Here is an 18221-nt window from a genome sequence, read left to right as displayed (position 1 = left end):
GTGCGCCAAAGCGCCTGCCACAACCGATTTCCCGAATTCGTTGAATTGATCGGAGGCGACCCGGGATACATTGCACCCGGATCGCCCCAATGCATCAAAGGCCCTTGGCCCGATAGCTTTTGGCGACTCTGTCGATGGCAACGATATACGCCGCAGTCCGCAGGTCTTCGACATCATCGCGGCTGTGCCAGACCTCGCGCATCGACTGATAGGCGATACGCATCGTGTCATCCAACCCCGAGCGAACCAGTTCCAGTTCGTCCGCGCCTCTGAGGTACTTGGACTTGAAGTTCGGGGACATTGACCAAGCGTCGCCCAGATATCTGTCCAGCCGCTCAAGTTCGCTGACAATCAGTTCGTGGCGGGCTTCCTCCTGCCGGCGCTGCATCCGTCCAAACCGGATATGGCTCAGGTTCTTGACCCATTCGAAATACGAAACGGTCACACCGCCCGCGTTGGCGTACATGTCCGGAATGATAACGACGCCCTTTTTCCGAAGGATATCGTCCGCACCGGCCGTCACCGGACCATTCGCGGCCTCGATTATCAACGGCGCCTTGATCCGTTCTGCGTTGGAAAGGTTGATGACACCTTCCAAGGCCGCCGGGATCAGAATGTCACATTCGGCTTCAAGGACGGCAGCGCCCTCTGCGGTATGTGCCGCATCCGGATAGCCGCTGACGCCGCCATGTTTCACGATCCAGTTCCGCACCGATTCAACGTCGATGCCATCCGGATTGTGCAGGGCACCGTCCCGCTCAATGATCCCGATAACGCGCGCGCCATCTTCCTCGCTCAGGAACTTTGCGGCGTGATAGCCCACGTTTCCAAGCCCCTGAACGATCACGCGCTTGCCATCCAGACTTCCGGACAAGCCGGCCTTCTCGATGTCGTCCGGGTGCCGGAAGAATTCACGCAGCGCATACTGAATTCCGCGACCGGTTGCCTCTACGCGCCCCGCGATACCACCCGCGTTGAGAGGCTTGCCCGTCACACAAGCACGCGCATTGATATCCGTCGTATTCATGCGCGCGTATTGGTCGGCCATCCAGGCCATCTCACGCTCGCCGGTTCCCATGTCCGGGGCGGGCACGTTCTGCGATGGGTTGATCAGGTCGCGTTTTGCCAGTTCATAGGCAAACCGTCGGGTGATCTGTTCCAGTTCGTGTTCTTCATACTGACGCGGGTCAATACACAAGCCGCCTTTGGAGCCCCCGAACGGCGTCTCGACCAGCGCGCACTTATACGTCATCAAGGCAGCCAGCGCCTCGACCTCGTCCTGATTGACTTCCATGGCATAGCGAATACCGCCTTTGACCGGCTCCATGTGTTCGGAATGGACCGACCTGTATCCGGTAAATGTATGGATATCACCGCGCAGGCGCACACCGAAACGGACGGTATATGTGGCGTTGCACACCCGGATCTTCTCTTCAAGTCCCGGCGGCAGATCCATCAGGGACGCGGCCCTGTTGAACATCAGGTCAACACTTTTACGAAAGCTGGGTTCAATAATGCCGGTCATAAATTCCTCCGTACCGGAAACTGACATATGTCACGACTTTTTGTCGCACCCTTAATGAAAAGCCGCAACGCCCAACTGCACTTTTTTTCATCACTTTGTAAAAACCCGATTTCGATTCTCCGGCCACCGAGAAGATTAACGCGCCGCTGAAGTATTGTCCCTCGCGCCGAAACAAAGCGCGCTAAACCGGCGTGATTACAGCCAAAAACCCCGGAAAATAGGACTTGCGACCGTGTTACCGCCCAATTCTCGCCATGATCCGGCGCTAAATAATAATACTTGCGAAATTCTGGTCTCAGTATGTCTGGCCGGCAGAGGGATTCGTTATGCAAAAGATTTTTTGGAAGCCAAGATCTAACAAAACGACGCAGGCAGACACCAGCCTGAAAAACCCGGAATCGTTTGTTCAGTCCGAAAGTGGGCTGATGACGATTCTAGCCCTGACCTTCATAATGATCGTCTTTGCGGTCGGTGGATTTGCCGTCGACATCATGCGGTTCGATCGCGAGCGCGCCAGACTGCAATACGCGCTGGACCGCGCTGTGCTGGCCGCAGCGGACCTTGAACAGAACCTGTGTCCCAAAGATGTGATCAAGGACTACCTGAACAAGGAAGGACTTGAACAGTATCTGGTCGGCGAGCCGGTGGTGACGCCGGACCTTTGCGGATCGAACGCAGTGACCGTCGAAGGGTATCGCCGCGTTGAGGCGCATGCCGAAATGGACGTCGCCATGCATTTCATGCAGTGGTGGGACGTCGACTCCATCAATACGACTGTCACAAGCGTCGCCGAAGAGGCGATCGGGGATGTTGAGATTTCCCTTGTTCTGGACGTCTCCGGGTCCATGAACAACAACAACCGCCTGCCGACGCTGAAGGCTGCCGCAAAGAACTTTGTTCAGGAAATGGTCGACAAGACGGAAGATGGCAAACTGTCCATTTCCATTATTCCCTATGCCACGCAGGTTGCTTTGCCTGACTATGTCATGCCGTTTCTGCAGACATCGGGGCAAAATGACCACGCCAACTGCGTCAATTTCACCACCGCTGAATTTGCCACGAACACCTTCGATTTTGGTCTGGTTCGCCCAAAAACCCTGCATTTCACGCCGTGGTATACTTATGACCGGAGACCAACTAACGGTTTGGTTTCAAACGAAATATGCGATCGGCGGGCCGGGCGTCAAATTTCGATCCTGCAAAAGGATGCGACTGTCCTGAAAAACCACATCGACAGCTTTCAGGCTGGCGGAAACACATCCATCGATCTTGGGATGAAATGGGGCCTGACCCTGCTTGACCAAAGCTTCCGGCCGGTGGTTGCCGCTTTGGCGGGCAACCAGGTTCCCGCGGAGTTCGCCTCACGTCCGTCCAACTACGCGTCGAACGATGCAATGAAGGTTATCGTTCTGATGACCGACGGGGCGAATACGACACAGTACGAGGTCAACGATCCCTACAGAAGCGGACCTTCCATCCTGTGGTGGAACTCGGATCACAATAACTACTCGACCTACGATCACGTGCGTGAACAGTACTACTGGCACAACGTAAACTACACGGATTGGGATAGTAGCCGGGGTTGGTACTGGGGTCGTGATATCTGGCAGGACAAACCCTATGGAAACGATACTTACAATGTCTATCGCTGCACCTATCGCTCCAACGGCGTTTGCTATCAGTTCGACCGGCGTTACTCGGAAACGAGAACCGTCACAGACAATAACGGAGACCCCTCCTTCTCGGTGCAACTTGACTGGCACCACGTTTGGGAACGCACGTCCCGCCGTGCCATCCGCGACCTGTTTCGCGAAGCGCTGGGGAGAACCAACGGCGACAATTGGTACAACAATGCCGTCACTTTGAACGGATCAAGCCAAAAAGACCCGCGGACCAAGGCACTGTGCGATCAGGCGAAGGCAAACGACATATTCGTCTTTACCATCGCCCTCGAAGCGCCCCAGGCCGGTCGGGATATTCTGTGGTACTGCAAAACGGACGAGAACACCTACTATAACGCTTCTCCGGGCAACCTGCCTGACGTCTTTGCATCAATCGGGTCAAGCATCCGCAACCTGAGGCTGACACAATGATAAAAAGTCTGCGCAGAAAATATCGTCAGTTCCGCCGCGAAGAAGACGGCATGGCGACGATCGAGTTCATCATCCTGTTTCCGCTTTTCCTGATGACCACCTATTCCGGCATCGAATATGGAATTGTGGCTTACAACCATTCGAACCTCGAACGCGCCCTGGATGAAACCATTCAGGATGTCCGTATGAACCACATCTGGAAATACGACCAGAGCCCGAATGCTCAGTGGACGCATACACTGCTGAAGCAGATCATTTGTGATCGCGCCATGGCGTTGCCGGATTGCTTTGAAAACCTCGCCATCGAAATGACGCCCATTGATCCTTATGTGGGCAACCCGATGCAAACAGCGCAATTCACATCGCCCTTCTGTGTCGACACGCCCGAGGACATTCGCGGCAAGGACGATCAGATGTTCACTCCGGGCGCATCAAACCAGTTGATGGTTATCCGCGCCTGCATTGAAATCACCCCGCTGTTCGTCGGAACAACACTGGGTCGGCTGGCGGCCAAAGACCCGGATGGTCAATACGAACTGCATGCAACAACGGTGTTTGTCCATGAACCGGCTTGAGTTTCCCCCGATCAGAACTGCATCACGGTTTCTCCGGAAATTCCTTCGGAGGGAGCACGGTGTCGCGACCATCGAAGGCATCATGGTCTTCCCTCTCCTTATGTGGTCGACATGGACGGCATATTCCTACTTTGATGGCTACCGGCAGAGCGCCAGAAACCTGAAGTCCGCGTATGCCATTGCGGATATCCTGTCGCGCGAACGCAATGCAGTGACCGAGCAGTACATTACAAACCTGTACGAGTTGCAGAAATTCATGATTGCGGACCGCTCGGACGTATCGATCCGGATTTCATTTATCCGATACGACGAACCCGATGACCGCCACTATGTTAGCTGGTCCTGCACCCGTGGTGACACCTATGACGCATGGACGGATGCCAACATCAGTGAAATTTGGAATCGTATTCCCGTCATGGCGGACAATGCGAACATGATCATCGTAGAAACCGAGGATCTCTATACCCGGCCATTCTACATCGGATTTGGCGACAATGAGTTTCCGATGGACAACTTCGTGTTCACGCAGCCGCGCGGATATCATAATATCCAAGGCCCGCAGAACGACAATGAATGCTGGACAACAGCCGACTTGCCACCTCCGACCTCGAACCCCGATATGCCCGACGCCTAAGGCGCTGCCCTTTCAGCTAGAAGCGCGGACAACATTTCGGACATGAACTTGGTCTCGGCGGCGGCAGTCATGCCGCCGACTCCCACGCGATGACCCAATCGCCACCAAAGGCCGGGCGCCCAGGTGTTTTTTCCCTTGCCGGTCGTGCGAACAAGAAACCCGTTTGATGGTTTGAAGGCAAACACGCCGCGATCAACAGTTTCAATATCTTCGACATTGGCAATGACCTGCCCCGCTCCGGTGCGCAACTCAGCTCGAGTCAGTTCGATACGGTCTGTTGTCGCATGCCACATGCGATGTGCCAGCCAGAACGCCCCGCCCGCGATCACGAAAAGGAAAACCTGCCATCCCAAAGCAGGCGGAGCCGCCAGAGCGACGTAAAGTACCATCGCGCCAACTGTGCCCAGCATTCCTACGCCTGCCCATCGTCTGGGTGATGATGCGTGAACTGTTGCCAGCACTTCGTCCTGCATGGGGCCCTCTTTCTTTGCCTCGACTTCCCTTACCTGCTTTGCGAAATAATGGACAGGGGGTCCCGACCTGCGCGGCGTCGCACATTGCGCGCGCGTTTTTGCCAATTGACCGCGCAGGCGCACACATTACATGGTTGTCATGTAAATCAGGAGGCAAAAATGTCCCTCAGGCCTACTTTGGAAACCAGACAATCCGTTCCAACACGGGAAGGCGCCGGTGTGCATTTGCATCGTGCCTTCGGGTTTCAGGACCCGTCCGAACTCGACCCATTTCTTCTTTTCGACGATTTCAGGAATGAGAACCCGCAAGACTATGAAGCAGGGTTTCCGTGGCATCCGCATCGTGGAATTGAGACCATTACTTATGTTCTGTCCGGGACCGTTGAACACTCGGATTCACTGGGCAACACCGGAACGCTTGGCGCTGGTGACGTGCAATGGATGACGGCAGGTTCGGGGATATTGCATCAGGAAATGCCACATGGAAACACCAGTGGTCAGATGCACGGCTTTCAGTTGTGGGGGAACCTGCCTTCTGACCAGAAGATGACTGCACCCCGGTATCAGGACGTTCAAAGCCGGGAAATCCCCGAGATCACGGATGACGACGGCACCACCGTCCGTGTGATCGTGGGTACGTTCTGGGGGAAAACCGGCCCTGTCGACGGCATTGCGGCTGATCCGCAATACCTGGATATCCGCATCCCGGCAGGCGTCAAAAAAACTTTTCCCATAGACACTTATCGCCGGGCCTTCGCTTATGTTTTCGATGGTCAGGCCGCGTTTGCCGACGCGTCACAACCCACCGGCGTTCTGCTCGAGAAAGAGGTGGCGGGGCAAGAGGTCAACATTCGCGACATGTCAGGCAACCGGACGCTGGTTCGCTTTGGGTCTGGCGACGAAATTACGGTTCAGGCGGGGCCGCAAGGAGTTCGGTTCCTGCTGATCTCCGGTGCGCCGATCAACGAACCAGTCGCCTGGCATGGGCCAATCGTCATGAACACCCGGGCCGAGCTGAAACAAGCCTTTGAAGAGCTTCGAAACGGAACCTTCATCCGGCCAGCACACTAAGGACGGGCGGGCAGATCACGTCGCAACGGCGCGACAGACCATGTCCCAATAGATCTGCTCGACCTGATCCAGTGACAACCTCCCGCCTGCCCGATACCAGGTCATCACACCATTCAGCATTGCGATCACAGCAAAGCTTGCGATCCTGGTGTCGGGTACTTTGAACAGGCCGGCGACATGACCGTCACGCAGAATACCTTCCAGTGAATCCTCGTACCTGCGGCGCAGATCTTCGATTTCCGTGAAATTCTCGGGCGTCAGGTTTCGCAACTCCATATAGGCTATGAACACTTCGTCCGGGCGTTCCAGGTGAAAGCGAATGTGAAATCCGACAAAGCGGCGCAAGGCATCGCGTGGATTTTCGGAGTTGTCCAGTGCCCCATAGGCCGACAGAAGCTCCTGCATGTGATCACGCATCAAGCGGAATAGCAGGCTTTGTTTGTCTGGGGTGTAGTTATACAAGGCACCAGCCTGTACGCCGACCTCGGACGCGATCTGGCGCATTGAAACCGCCGCATACCCATGTCGGGCGAACAATGCCAACGCTGCCTTGCGGATCCGCGGGCCGGTTATGTCAGAGTGTGAACCTTGGGTACGAGCCATAGGCCGACAGTATCTGAACGTTTGTTCAAATAGAACCCCGCTTGAACCGAACGGGCAAAAGGTGCATCACAATGGCGACTGCAACAACAACCGGCTTGTCATGAAACCCCTGCCCCTGCTGTTTTTGATGCTTGTCTGCGCCGCATGCGCGGACATTCCTGAACTGGAAGGCAGCGAGTCGCCAACCGTGCGCACGTCCACGTTTCCCCGCTTGATCCCACTGAGCGAAGCGTTGGGCCCACCGGTTGATCCCGTAAGCGAAGCGGCCGAGGTCGAAGAGGACCTGAATGCGCGTGCCGAAGCGCTGGCGAATAAAGCGCAGGCACTACAGAACGCAGAAATCGACTGATTGCCGGATTTCATTGGCCGCGCTGTCCTCTGACGCATTGCACCGACCCCATGAACCCGCTAAGGCAGCGCCTGACGGATGAAAAATCCAGACTGGCGAATACGAGCGGAAAGGAATCCACCGAATGACACAGGCGCTGCGGCTGGGAATTGCTGGCTTGGGGACCGTCGGCGTGGGTGTGATCCGGATCGTCCGCAAGCATGCGGATCTGTTGCAGGCCCGGACCGGCAGACCAATTGAAATCGTGGCCGTTTCTGCCCGGGATTCCGGCAAGGATCGCGGTGTCAACCTGTCCGACTACGCCTGGGAAAGCGATCCTGTCGCGCTGGCCCGCAGAGACGACATTGACGTTTATGTCGAGCTTATGGGGGGCGAAAACGGCCCGGCTCTGGCCTCGGTCGAGGCGGCGCTGGAGACCGGTAAAGACGTGGTAACCGCCAACAAGGCGCTGCTGGCTGTCCATGGTCAGAAGCTGGCGGAACAGGCCGAAGCCTCAGGCCGTGTCATCCGGTTCGAGGCGGCGGTCGCGGGTGGCATTCCTGTGATCAAGTCCCTGACCGAAGGGCTTGCCGGGAACGACATCACCCGTGTCATGGGCGTGATGAACGGAACCTGCAATTACATTCTGACCCGGATGCAGTCCCAGGAATTGGGATACAATGCGCTGTTCGAAGAATGCGCCCAACTTGGGTATCTGGAAGCTGACCCGAACCTGGATGTGGGTGGCATTGACGCGGCCCATAAACTGGCGCTTCTGTCCTCGATTGCCTTTGGAACCAAGCCGAATTTCGACGGGATCGAGATCGAGGGTATTCAGCATATCAGCCTGGATGACATTCATCAGGCGGACGACATGGGATACCGGATCAAGCTGCTGGGCGTGGCACAGCGTACCCGGCGCGGACTGGAACAGCGCATGCAGCCCTGCCTGGTGCCAAGCGGCTCACCTCTGGGGCAACTGGAAGGCGGCACCAATATGGTGGTGATCGAGGGTGACTCGATCGAGCAGGTCGTGTTGCGCGGTCCCGGTGCCGGTGAAGGCCCAACTGCCAGCGCTGTCATGGGTGATGTTTGTGATCTGGCCCGTGGATTGCATATACCGACATTCGGCCGACCGGCCTCGACGCTGCAAGAGGCTACGCCTGCGCGAACCGGATTGCCCGCGCCCTATTACCTTCGCCTTGCCCTGTTGGACAAACCCGGTGCGCTGGCGAAAGTTGCGGCCATTCTGGGTGACGCCGGAGTTTCCATCGACCGAATGCGCCAGTATGCCCATTCGGAAAACACGGCACCCGTCCTGATTGTAACTCACAAGACCACGCGCGCGACACTTGATGTGGCGCTGGAGGGGTTCAGGTCCACTGACGTGGTTTCGGGGGAACCTGTCGCGCTGCGCATCGAAGAGGTTTGACCCTTGCGGCCTGTGCCAGACGCAGGCTATGCCGGACAGAACGCCTTTATTGACCCAAGGATACCGACACATGAACGCTGCCAAGACCGATTTCAACGACCGAATGCTTTCTTTGGGCCTTGCCCGTGTGGCTGAACAGGCCGCGCTTGCATCCGCCTCGCTTGTCGGACGGGGCGACGAGAAAGCCGCCGATCAGGCCGCCGTCAACGCAATGCGTGAGCAGTTGAATCTGTTGGACATCGCAGGTGTCGTCGTGATCGGCGAAGGTGAGCGTGACGAAGCGCCGATGCTTTTTATCGGCGAAGAGGTCGGTACCGGAAACGGCCCCGGCGTCGACATTGCGCTGGACCCGCTTGAGGGCACGACCCTGACCGCCAAGGACATGCCCAACGCGCTGACCGTGATCGCAATGGGCCCGCGCGGGTCGATGCTGCATGCCCCGGACGTATACATGGATAAGCTGGCCATTGGCCCAGGGTTCCCGGAAGGCGTCGTCAATCTGGACATGAGCCCGCGGGAACGCGTCGAAGCGCTGGCAAAGGCCAAAGGCTGTGATCCGGCGGACATCACCGTCTGTATTCTGGAGCGCCCGCGTCATGAGGCCATGATTGCCGAAGTTCGTGACACCGGAGCCTCGATCCGGCTGATCACTGACGGTGATGTGGCCGGTGTCATGCACTGCGCAGAAAGCGAAGAAACCGGCATCGATATGTATATGGGCCAGGGCGGCGCACCCGAGGGCGTTCTGGCAGCAGCTGCGCTGAAATGCATGGGCGGGCAGATCTTTGGCCGCCTGCTGTTCCGCAACGATGACGAGCGCGGCCGCGCCGCCAAGGCAGGTATTACCGATTTGGATCGCGTCTATGCGCGGGACGAAATGGTGACGGCGGACGTGATTTTTGCTGCGACCGGCGTAACCGGCGGCTCACTGCTACCGCGTATCAAACGCGAGCCGGGCTGGGTTGAAACGACCACTTTGCTGATGCGGTCGAAAACCGGTTCGGTGCGGCGTATGTCCTATCGCACACCGATGTGGCCACATAGCGACGCATAGCGGCTTGCGCCGCTGCCTCCGGCGGGAGTATTTGTAAAAAGATGAAGAGGCCGGGTCCGCGAGGGTCCGGCCTTGGCGCATAAAGGGCATGGGATGAGCTTTCTTGGGGTCGAGCAGTCATTGACCGGACGCTGCTGGATCGGACCTACGCCGGACATCGAGCGGGCAACAGAAATGCTGGTGCAGCAGGCCGGGTTGCCCCGCGCTGTCTGTCAGGTGCTGGCACGGCGCGGCGTGCCAGCGATAGAAGCAGCAGGATTTCTTGAGCCCAAGCTGAAAGAACTGCTGCCGGACCCACGTTCGATGCTGGATATGGAGAAGGCAGCAACGCGGTTCCTACAGGCCGTCAGGGCGCGGCAACGGATCGCCGTGTTCGCGGATTACGATGTGGACGGCGGAAGCTCGGCCGCATTGTTGCTGGTCTGGCTGCGACAGATGGGGATCAGCGCCACGCTTTATGTCCCGGACCGCATCGACGAAGGCTACGGGCCAAATGTTCCTGCCATGCAGACGCTGGCTGCTGAACACGACCTGATCATTTGTGTCGATTGCGGAACGCTGAGCCATGAACCCATCGCGGCAGCCAACGGCGCGGATGTGATCGTTCTGGACCACCACCTTGGCGGAGAGACCCTGCCCGACTGCGTCGCGATCGTGAACCCGAACCGGCAGGATGAAAGTGGCGATCTGGGGTATCTTTGCGCGGCGGGTGTCGTTTTCCTGATGCTGGTCGAGGCCGGGCGGCAATTGCGCGACGCCGGTATCAAAGGTCCGGAGCTGATGTCGATGCTGGATCTGGTCGCCCTGGCGACGGTTGCGGATGTAGCACCTTTGATCGGTGCCAACCGGGCCCTTGTTCGTCAGGGACTCAAGGTCATGGCCAGACGTCAACGCCCCGGGCTTGTTGCACTGTCGGATGTGTCCCGCATGGACGCGGCGCCCAATTCCTATCATCTTGGTTTTCTGCTGGGGCCTCGTGTCAACGCCGGTGGTCGCATTGGTCAGGCCGATCTGGGTGCCCGCCTGCTGAGCACGGAATCGACATCTGAAGCCGAGGCTTTGGCGCAGCGGTTGGATGAGTTGAACACCGAACGGCGTGATATTGAAAACGCGGTGCGTGCCGCTGCGCTTGATCAGGCGGAAGAACGCGGACTGGATGCGCCGCTGGTCTGGGCAGCGGGTGAAGGCTGGCATCCCGGCGTCGTGGGCATCGTTGCCTCTCGCCTTAAGGAAATGGCAAACCGCCCTGCCATTGTCATCGGCTTTGACGGGTATGAGGGCAAGGGGTCTGGTCGATCCGTATCGGGCGTCGATCTGGGTGCTTCGATCCAGAAGCTTGCCGCCGAGGGTCTTCTGGTCAAGGGCGGTGGCCACAAGATGGCGGCGGGTCTGACGGTCATGCGCGATAAACTGGACGCGGCGATGGAACGGCTGAGTGAATTGCTGGCCAAACAGGGGGCCGGTCAGGGCGGCCCGGCGGATCTGAAGCTGGACGGTGCGTTGATGCCCGGAGCGGCCTCGGTCGAGCTGATCGAACAGATCGAAAAGGCCGGCCCGTTCGGCGCCAGCGCCCCTGCCCCGCGTTATGCCCTGCCTGAGCTTCAGGTGCGGTTTGCCAAACGCGTCGGCGAGACGCACCTCAAGCTTTCATTGTCCGATGGGCTGAACGGCGGTCTGGACGCCATTGCATTTGGTGCGTTCGACGGCCCCATGGGCGAGAAGCTGTTGAATCACGGAGGAGCCCGCTTTCATTTCGCGGGCCGACTTGAGGTCAACACATGGGGCGGACGTCAAAACGTTCAGCTTCGGCTTGAGGATGCTGCCGAGGTAAATTGAAGGCTGTTTCCTGACCCTGAAAGCACCGCCAAAAAAGTTTCACATCCCTGCGTTTTTCGGCTTGCGGGGGTGGGAGGTAAACCGTAAAAGGCCCTCCACAAGCCAGCGTGGCCCGTTCGTCTATCGGTTAGGACGCCAGGTTTTCAACCTGGAAAGAGGGGTTCGATTCCCCTACGGGCTGCCACTTGTGCTTGACTGGACCAAGTGGCCCGTTCGTCTATCGGTTAGGACGCCAGGTTTTCAACCTGGAAAGAGGGGTTCGATTCCCCTACGGGCTGCCATTTGCACTTTCCAAAATCTAAGTTTCAGAAGCAAATATCTGGCGCCTGGTCGCAGGTTCACTTGAGGTTAGGTCAGTTGTTCTCCGGACTTTGAGTGCTCTTTCCCGATTCCGGCGTAGTCAGCAATCCTTGCCGCGGCCTCTTCCGAATTCCTCTTTCAATATAATAAAAACAAAGCGTTACGCATCTGCATTTTCATTTACTAAAAAATTAGTTTGACAGGCGCGCGAAAAATCGCTGATGGTATCTGACATCCGGTTCCCACCGGAGAACCATAAATTTTTGGGAGGAGACAGATGCGGAGACATCTACTTTCCGCAGTGGCGGCGGCTGCCGTCATTGCGGGGCACGGTCCTGCTTGGGCCGACGAAGCCGCAGCACAACGCTGGATCGACGACGAATTCCAGCCATCGACCCTGTCGAAAGACGAACAGATGGCTGAAATGCAGTGGTTCATCGAAGCTGCACAGCCTTACGCGGGCATGGAAATCAACGTCCTGTCTGAAGGCATCCCCACTCACTCGTATGAATCCGAGGTTCTGACCAAGGCATTCGAAGAGATCACCGGCATCAAGGTCAATCACCAGATCCTTGGTGAAGGCGAAGTGGTTCAGGCCGTTCAGACTCAGATGCAGACCGGCCGGAACCTCTATGACGGCTACGTCAACGACAGTGACCTGATCGGCACCCATTCCCGCCTGCAACTGGCTTATCCGCTGACCGACATGATGGGCGGCGACTGGGCGGCGACAACCTCGCCGACGCTCGATCTGGATGACTTCATGGGCATTCAGTTCACCACCGGTCCGGATGGCAAGCTGTATCAGCTGCCCGACCAGCAGTTCGCGAACCTTTATTGGTTCCGCAAAGACTGGTTCGACGATGAAGCCAACAAGGCCGCGTTCAAGGAAAAGTATGGCTATGACCTGGGTGTTCCGGTCAACTGGTCGGCCTACGAGGACATCGCCGAGTTCTTCACCAACGACGTGAAGGAAGTCGATGGCGTCGCGATCTACGGCCACATGGACTATGGCAAACGCGCGCCTGACTTGGGCTGGCGTATGACAGACGCCTGGCTGTCGATGGCCGGGGCAGGTGACGTCGGTGAGCCTAATGGTATTCCGGTCGACGAATGGGGCATCCGCATGGAAGCGGGCACCTGTAACCCAGTTGGCGCTTCGGTGTCGCGCGGCGGTGCTGCCAACGGTCCGGCTGCGGTCTACGCGATCCGCAAATGGGACGAATGGCTGCGCAACTATGCGCCTCCGGGTGCGGCGTCCTATGACTTCTACCAGTCGCTGCCGGCGCTGAGCCAAGGCAACGTGGCCCAGCAGATCTTCTGGTACACCGCCTTCACCGCCGACATGGTGAAGCCGAAGTCCGAAGGCAACAACACCGTGGATGACGAAGGCACACCGCTGTGGCGGATGGCGCCCAGCCCGCACGGCCCCTACTGGGAAGAAGGCCAGAAGGTTGGGTATCAGGACGTGGGTTCCTGGACTTTCCTGAAGTCGACCCCCGAGGATCGTGCTCAGGCAGCGTGGCTCTATGCCCAGTTCGTGACGTCCAAGACTGTCGATGTGAAGAAGTCCCATGTGGGTCTGACTTTCATCCGCGACAGCTCGGTTAACCACGAGTCGTTCACCGAACGCGCACCCAAGCTGGGTGGTTTGGTCGAGTTCTACCGATCGCCTGACCGGGTGGCATGGTCGCCGACCGGCATCAACGTTCCGGATTATCCGAAGCTGGCCCAGATCTGGTGGCAGCAAATCGGTGACGTGAACTCGGGCGCCTTCACCCCGCAAGAGGCGATGGACCGTCTGGCTGAAGAGATGGACATCACCATGGCCCGTATGCAGGCCGCGGATGAAAGCGCCGGTGTCTACGGTGGCTGCGGCCCGCGCCTGAACGAGCCGCAGGATCCTGCCTTCTGGCTGGAAAAAGCGGGTTCGCCCAAGGCCAAGCTGGAGAACGAAAAGCCGCAGGGCCAGACCGTCAACTATGACGAACTGGTTAAGCGCTGGCAGTCCCAGTAACAGCAACATCGTAGGCCGGGCTCAAGCCCGGCCTACCCTAAAATACCCCGCGAGTTTCCCAGATGATCGAACTTCAAGATGCCACCAAACGAGTCGGCAACGTCATCCATATCAAATCCACAAACCTGACCCTTCATACAGGCCACTTCAATGTATTGTTGGGTGCAACCGGCTCGGGCAAGACCTCTCTGATCAAGATGATGGCCGGGCTGGACCCGATCGCCTCGGGCAAGGTCCTGATGGATGGGCAGGATGTCACGCGACTGAATACACAGAAGCGTCAGATCAGCCTGGTGCACCAGTTCTTCGTGAACTATCCGCATATGACCGTTTTCGACAACATAGCATCGCCGCTGCGCGTGGCGGGTATGGCAAAAAGCGAAATAGACGGCCGCGTTGAAGAAGCAGCCGACCTGCTGCAACTGCGCCCGATGCTAAACCGCCGCCCACATGAGTTGTCGGGTGGACAACAACAACGGACCGCACTGGCGCGTGCCATTGCGAAAGAGAGCCGCGCCGTCTTCCTCGACGAACCGCTGGCAAACCTGGACTACAAGTTGCGCGAAGAACTGCGCGAGCAACTGCCCGACCTGTTTGCAGGGCGTGGCGCGGTCGTGGTCTATGCCACCTCGGAACCCGAAGAGGCGTTGCTGCTGGGCGGCTACACCGCCCTGATGGAAGACGGCCGCGTGACCCAGTTCGGACCGACCGCCGACATCTATCGCAACCCGGAAAACATCGCCGCGGCGCGTGTCTTCTCGGACCCGCCGATCAATGTGGCGCGCATTACGGTTTCCGGTGCCCAGGCACATCTGGCGGGCGGCGGCGGCTGGCCGGTCACTGACATGGCCGACGGAGATTACATGGTCGCCGTGCGCCCGCACCGTGTGACCCCGTTCCGCACCACAGACGCGGATGTGGAACTGACCGGGCGCGTGATCGTGACAGAGCTGTCGGGCTCGGATTCCAGCGCGCATTTCCAACATGGGAACGACGCTTGGGTTTCGCTGGCCGCCGGTGTGCACCCTTATCGGGTGGGCGAGGATCACAGTTTCTACATGAACCCGGCCCATTGCCGGTATTTCGGCCAAGACGGCAAAAGGGTAGCCTGACATGGCACAGATCAAACTTTCAAACCTTCGACACAGCTATATGCCCGCGCCGAAAGGCCCGGAAGACTATGCGCTGAAGGAAATCGATGTGACATGGCGCGATGGCGGAGCCTACGCGCTGCTGGGCCCGTCCGGCTGCGGCAAGTCCACTTTGTTGAACATTATCTCGGGCCTTCTGACGCCGTCCGAGGGACAGATTCTGTTCGACGACCGCGACGTAACGGCCCTGCCCCCCGACCAGCGTAACATCGCGCAGGTGTTCCAGTTCCCGGTGATCTACGACACGATGACCGTGGGCGAGAACCTGGCCTTTCCGCTGAAGAACCGGGGCGTGGATGCTGCCACGATCAAGCGCCGCGTCGATGAGATTGCCGAGATGCTGGACGTCACGGATATGCTGGGCACCCGCGCCTCGGGTCTGAGCCCGGACAACAAGCAGAAGATTTCGATGGGCCGCGGATTGGTGCGCGACGACGTGAACGCGGTAATGTTCGATGAACCCTTGACCGTGATCGACCCGCATCTGAAATGGAAGCTTCGGTCCAAGCTGAAAGAACTGCACCAGCGCGTCAAAGCGACAATGATCTACGTGACTCATGACCAAACCGAGGCTCTGACTTTCGCGGACGAGGTGGTGGTGATGCAGGAAGGTGAAGTGGTTCAGATCGGAACTCCGGTCGAACTGTTCGAACGCCCTCAGCACACGTTTGTCGGCCACTTCATTGGCTCACCCGGCATGAATGTCCTGCCCTGCGAGGCGAAAGGCGGCCGAGCTATCTTTGAAGGCCATGAGGTTATGCTGGAAGGCCCAACTCATGGTGATGGGGGCCGCACCGATCTGGGTATCCGGCCCGAGTATGTTGGATTTGGCGACACCGGCATTCCCGCACACGTAACGAAAGTCGCCGACATCGGCCGTCACTATGTGATCAGCGCGATGGTCGGCAATACTGCCCTCAAGGCCGTGACCGAGCATAGTGTGCCCGAACCCGGGTCACAGGTTTTCCTGGAATTCAAACCCGAACAATCCCGCGTCTATCGCGACGGCTGGATCGCAACTCAGGAGCGGGCGCAATGAGAACGGAAAATCAAAAGGCTTGGTTCTTTGTCCTGCCCGTGCTGGCTCTGGTCGCGTTCAACGCGCTGGTGCCAATGATGACGGTGGTCAACTACTCGGTGCAGGAAACATTCGGCAACAACCAGTTCTTCTGGGAAGGCCTTGGTTGGTTTGAACAAATCCTGCGGTCCGACCGGTTTCAGGCCGCACTGGGGCGGCAATTCCTGTTCACCGCGCTGATCCTGCTGATCGAGGTTCCGCTGGGCATCATCGTGGCCCTTTCAATGCCGCGCAAGGGGTTCTGGGTGCCGGTCTGTCTGGTGCTGATGGCCCTGCCCATGCTTATCCCGTGGAATGTGGTCGGGTCGATGTGGAACATCTTCACCCTGCCAAAGATCGGTCTGCTGGGGTATTTTCTGAATGACGTTCTGGGCATCAACTATGACATGACGCAACAGCCGCTATCGGCTTGGATCACTGTCATCGTCATGGATGTCTGGCACTGGACCTCGCTGGTGGTTCTACTGTGCTACGCGGGTTTGGTGTCGATCCCGGACGCCTACTATCAAGCTGCGAAGATCGACGGCGCCAGCCCCTGGTCTGTGTTCCGTTATATCCAGCTGCCCAAGATGAAAACCGTCCTGACCATCGCCGTGCTGCTGCGCTTCATGGACAGTTTCAACATCTACACCGAACCGTTCGTTCTGACTGGTGGCGGCCCCGGCAACTCAACCACCCTGCTGTCGATCGACCTTGTGAAAATCGCGCTGGGACAGTTCGACCTTGGCCCTGCGGCCGCGATGAGCCTGATCTATTTCGCCATCACGCTACTGGTCTCTTGGGTCTTCTACACTCTGATGACAAAGGATGACGCGCAATGAAGAAGCGGTCCATCATCCCGATCCTTTATATCGCGTTCCTGATGCTGCCGATCTACTGGCTGGTGGCAATGTCCTTCAAGACCACGAACGAGATCCTGTCGGGCTTTTCCCTGTTTCCCCAGACCTTTACGCTGGAGAACTACATCACCATCTTCACCGATCCGACATGGTACTGGGGCTACATCAACTCGATCACTTATGTGACTCTGAACACAGTACTTTCGGTCTGCGTTGCCCTGCCAGCCGCTTATGCTTTTTCGCGCTATCGCTTTCTGGGCGACAAGCAGTTGTTTTTTTGGCTGCTGACCAACCGGATGGCACCGGCTGCGGTCTTTGCGCTTCCGTTCTTCCAGCTCTACTCCTCGATCGGTCTGTTCGATACGCACCTGGCCGTGGCGCTGGCGCATACGCTGTTCAACGTGCCGCTGGCCGTGTGGATTCTGGAAGGGTTTATGCGCGGCATCCCGAAAGAGCTGGATGAGACCGCCTATGTCGACGGCTATTCCTTCCCGCGCTTTTTCGTCACGATCTTTCTGCCCAACATCAAGGCAGGCGTGGGCGTTGCTGCGTTCTTCTGCTTCATGTTCTCTTGGGTTGAAATGCTGCTGGCCAAGACCCTGACTGCGGTCGAGGCCAAACCAATCGCCGCCGTGATGACCCGCACCGCCTCAAGTGCCGGGTATGAACTGGGCCTGCTGGCGGCAGCCGGGACGCTTACAATCATCCCCGGTGCCATCGTCATCTGGTTTGTCCGCAACTACATCGCGCGCGGTTTCGCGATGGGTCGTGTGTGAGGTTCGATATGCGTAAACTTCTTCTCACCCTTCCCTTCATGCCGTCGTCGGCCCTTGCACAGGCGAAGGCCGGTTGGGGCAATGTCGGCCAGCAAGAGGAAAAAGGATTCTCGTGGACTGACCCCTTGTGGCCCGACTTCTGGATGGCCTGGACCCCAGCCACGCTGGCCGTGTTCGTCGGCATCTTCTCGGCCATTGCGCTGATTGGCCTGCTGGAAGGGTTCAAATTCCGCGACGGCATCGAACGGCGCGGCGTGCTGGGGCTGACCACCACGCTGGGCGACAGGCTGTTTATTACCCTGCTGGGCTCGGCCTATATCTTCCTTGCCTGGCTGGGCCTGGTGGGTCAGCCCGTCTGGACACCACTTTTCCTGTCCATCGGCTGGGGCATTTTTGTCTTCTGGAAAGTTTAAGCTTTGCGAAACAGCGAAAGGAT

Annotated in this window: 17 protein-coding genes and 2 tRNA genes; 16 read left to right on the top strand and 3 right to left on the bottom strand. The window is 58.0% G+C overall.

Features of this window, described 5'->3' with window-relative positions:
- Window positions 1-94: 94 nt before the first annotated feature.
- On the bottom strand, window positions 95-1525 hold the full coding sequence (locus ACR0J2_RS00150) for a Glu/Leu/Phe/Val family dehydrogenase (RefSeq protein ID WP_170806083.1): 1431 nt from the start codon (window positions 1523-1525) through the stop codon (window positions 95-97).
- A 425-nt stretch (window positions 1526-1950) separates the two neighbouring features.
- On the opposite strand from ACR0J2_RS00150, the gene ACR0J2_RS00145 reads away from it, so the two are divergent.
- The 3 genes from ACR0J2_RS00145 (at window position 1951) to ACR0J2_RS00135 (ending at window position 4827) form a co-directional block, all read left to right on the top strand.
- Window positions 1951-3618 carry a pilus assembly protein TadG-related protein gene (locus ACR0J2_RS00145; protein ID WP_170806082.1) on the top strand — a complete coding sequence of 556 codons (1668 nt, stop codon included), beginning with the start codon at window positions 1951-1953 and terminating at the stop codon, window positions 3616-3618.
- Complete coding sequence (locus ACR0J2_RS00140) at window positions 3615-4193, top strand: TadE family protein (RefSeq protein ID WP_170806081.1); 579 nt, start codon at window positions 3615-3617, stop codon at window positions 4191-4193. The genes ACR0J2_RS00145 and ACR0J2_RS00140 overlap by 4 nt, the downstream gene beginning before the upstream one ends.
- 82 nt (window positions 4194-4275) lie before the next feature.
- Window positions 4276-4827, top strand: coding sequence for a hypothetical protein (locus ACR0J2_RS00135; protein ID WP_170806080.1), 552 nt, complete (start codon window positions 4276-4278; stop codon window positions 4825-4827).
- Here ACR0J2_RS00135 and ACR0J2_RS00130 read toward each other — a convergent pair.
- Entirely contained in the window at window positions 4824-5300 is a 477-nt protein-coding gene (locus tag ACR0J2_RS00130; protein WP_480811335.1) for a hypothetical protein, read from the bottom strand. The two genes, ACR0J2_RS00135 and ACR0J2_RS00130, sit on opposite strands and share 4 nt — an antisense overlap.
- Before the next feature lie 159 nt (window positions 5301-5459).
- On the opposite strand from ACR0J2_RS00130, the gene ACR0J2_RS00125 reads away from it, so the two are divergent.
- On the top strand, window positions 5460-6371 hold the full coding sequence (locus tag ACR0J2_RS00125) for a pirin family protein (protein ID WP_170806078.1): 912 nt from the start codon (window positions 5460-5462) through the stop codon (window positions 6369-6371).
- A gap of 15 nt (window positions 6372-6386) precedes the next feature.
- Here ACR0J2_RS00125 and ACR0J2_RS00120 read toward each other — a convergent pair whose 3' ends face one another.
- A complete protein-coding gene (locus ACR0J2_RS00120) occupies window positions 6387-6974 on the bottom strand; it encodes a TetR/AcrR family transcriptional regulator (protein WP_170806077.1) in 588 nt (195 codons plus the stop codon).
- Window positions 6975-7074: 100 nt separating this feature from the next.
- Between ACR0J2_RS00120 and ACR0J2_RS00115 the strand changes: the two genes are divergently transcribed.
- The 12 genes from ACR0J2_RS00115 to ACR0J2_RS00060 all read left to right on the top strand — a co-directional run bounded on the left by ACR0J2_RS00115 (window position 7075) and on the right by ACR0J2_RS00060 (window position 18198).
- Window positions 7075-7323, top strand: coding sequence for a hypothetical protein (locus tag ACR0J2_RS00115; RefSeq protein ID WP_480811334.1), 249 nt, complete (start codon window positions 7075-7077; stop codon window positions 7321-7323).
- A gap of 124 nt (window positions 7324-7447) precedes the next feature.
- Window positions 7448-8734: a homoserine dehydrogenase gene (locus ACR0J2_RS00110; protein ID WP_480811333.1), complete on the top strand. Its 1287-nt coding sequence runs from the start codon at window positions 7448-7450 to the stop codon at window positions 8732-8734.
- A gap of 70 nt (window positions 8735-8804) precedes the next feature.
- Window positions 8805-9788, top strand: a complete 984-nt coding sequence (gene glpX / locus ACR0J2_RS00105; protein WP_170616638.1) for a class II fructose-bisphosphatase — start codon at window positions 8805-8807, stop codon at window positions 9786-9788.
- A gap of 93 nt (window positions 9789-9881) precedes the next feature.
- A complete protein-coding gene (gene recJ / locus ACR0J2_RS00100) occupies window positions 9882-11624 on the top strand; it encodes a single-stranded-DNA-specific exonuclease RecJ (protein WP_480811332.1) in 1743 nt (580 codons plus the stop codon).
- Window positions 11625-11733: 109 nt separating this feature from the next.
- Window positions 11734-11808, top strand: a tRNA-Glu gene (locus tag ACR0J2_RS00095).
- A gap of 22 nt (window positions 11809-11830) precedes the next feature.
- A tRNA-Glu gene (locus ACR0J2_RS00090) sits at window positions 11831-11905 on the top strand.
- A gap of 296 nt (window positions 11906-12201) precedes the next feature.
- Entirely contained in the window at window positions 12202-13941 is a 1740-nt protein-coding gene (locus tag ACR0J2_RS00085; protein ID WP_480811331.1) for an ABC transporter substrate-binding protein, read from the top strand.
- A gap of 62 nt (window positions 13942-14003) precedes the next feature.
- Window positions 14004-15053: an ABC transporter ATP-binding protein gene (locus tag ACR0J2_RS00080; RefSeq protein ID WP_480811330.1), complete on the top strand. Its 1050-nt coding sequence runs from the start codon at window positions 14004-14006 to the stop codon at window positions 15051-15053.
- Window position 15054: 1 nt separating this feature from the next.
- Window positions 15055-16131 (top strand): ABC transporter ATP-binding protein, encoded by a 1077-nt coding sequence (locus ACR0J2_RS00075; RefSeq protein WP_480811329.1) that lies wholly within the window; start codon window positions 15055-15057, stop codon window positions 16129-16131.
- Window positions 16128-16991, top strand: coding sequence for a carbohydrate ABC transporter permease (locus ACR0J2_RS00070; protein WP_170677640.1), 864 nt, complete (start codon window positions 16128-16130; stop codon window positions 16989-16991). Before ACR0J2_RS00075 ends, ACR0J2_RS00070 begins: the two co-directional genes overlap by 4 nt.
- On the top strand, window positions 16988-17785 hold the full coding sequence (locus ACR0J2_RS00065) for a carbohydrate ABC transporter permease (RefSeq protein WP_170616650.1): 798 nt from the start codon (window positions 16988-16990) through the stop codon (window positions 17783-17785). Before ACR0J2_RS00070 ends, ACR0J2_RS00065 begins: the two co-directional genes overlap by 4 nt.
- 143 nt (window positions 17786-17928) lie before the next feature.
- A complete protein-coding gene (locus ACR0J2_RS00060) occupies window positions 17929-18198 on the top strand; it encodes a DUF2160 domain-containing protein (protein WP_480713629.1) in 270 nt (89 codons plus the stop codon).
- Window positions 18199-18221: the final 23 nt, after the last annotated feature.

The organism is Ruegeria sp. CG4, assembly GCF_056537185.1.
Note: the sequence above shows the minus strand (reverse complement) of the source record. Positions and strands in the feature narration are given on the sequence as shown.

Excerpts from the sequence above, each read along its gene's own strand:
- ACR0J2_RS00150 (WP_170806083.1), bottom strand. The coding sequence starts at position 1,525 with ATGACCGGCATTATTGAACCCAGCTTTCGTAAAAGTGTTGACCTGATG.
- ACR0J2_RS00145 (WP_170806082.1), top strand. The coding sequence starts at position 1,951 with ATGACGATTCTAGCCCTGACCTTCATAATGATCGTCTTTGCGGTCGGT.
- ACR0J2_RS00140 (WP_170806081.1), top strand. The coding sequence starts at position 3,615 with ATGATAAAAAGTCTGCGCAGAAAATATCGTCAGTTCCGCCGCGAAGAA.
- ACR0J2_RS00135 (WP_170806080.1), top strand. The coding sequence starts at position 4,276 with ATGGTCTTCCCTCTCCTTATGTGGTCGACATGGACGGCATATTCCTAC.
- ACR0J2_RS00130 (WP_480811335.1), bottom strand. The coding sequence starts at position 5,300 with ATGCAGGACGAAGTGCTGGCAACAGTTCACGCATCATCACCCAGACGA.
- ACR0J2_RS00125 (WP_170806078.1), top strand. The coding sequence starts at position 5,460 with ATGTCCCTCAGGCCTACTTTGGAAACCAGACAATCCGTTCCAACACGG.
- ACR0J2_RS00120 (WP_170806077.1), bottom strand. The coding sequence starts at position 6,974 with ATGGCTCGTACCCAAGGTTCACACTCTGACATAACCGGCCCGCGGATC.
- ACR0J2_RS00115 (WP_480811334.1), top strand. The coding sequence starts at position 7,075 with ATGAAACCCCTGCCCCTGCTGTTTTTGATGCTTGTCTGCGCCGCATGC.
- ACR0J2_RS00110 (WP_480811333.1), top strand. The coding sequence starts at position 7,448 with ATGACACAGGCGCTGCGGCTGGGAATTGCTGGCTTGGGGACCGTCGGC.
- glpX (WP_170616638.1), top strand. The coding sequence starts at position 8,805 with ATGAACGCTGCCAAGACCGATTTCAACGACCGAATGCTTTCTTTGGGC.
- recJ (WP_480811332.1), top strand. The coding sequence starts at position 9,882 with ATGAGCTTTCTTGGGGTCGAGCAGTCATTGACCGGACGCTGCTGGATC.
- ACR0J2_RS00085 (WP_480811331.1), top strand. The coding sequence starts at position 12,202 with ATGCGGAGACATCTACTTTCCGCAGTGGCGGCGGCTGCCGTCATTGCG.
- ACR0J2_RS00080 (WP_480811330.1), top strand. The coding sequence starts at position 14,004 with ATGATCGAACTTCAAGATGCCACCAAACGAGTCGGCAACGTCATCCAT.
- ACR0J2_RS00075 (WP_480811329.1), top strand. The coding sequence starts at position 15,055 with ATGGCACAGATCAAACTTTCAAACCTTCGACACAGCTATATGCCCGCG.
- ACR0J2_RS00070 (WP_170677640.1), top strand. The coding sequence starts at position 16,128 with ATGAGAACGGAAAATCAAAAGGCTTGGTTCTTTGTCCTGCCCGTGCTG.
- ACR0J2_RS00065 (WP_170616650.1), top strand. The coding sequence starts at position 16,988 with ATGAAGAAGCGGTCCATCATCCCGATCCTTTATATCGCGTTCCTGATG.
- ACR0J2_RS00060 (WP_480713629.1), top strand. The coding sequence starts at position 17,929 with ATGGCCTGGACCCCAGCCACGCTGGCCGTGTTCGTCGGCATCTTCTCG.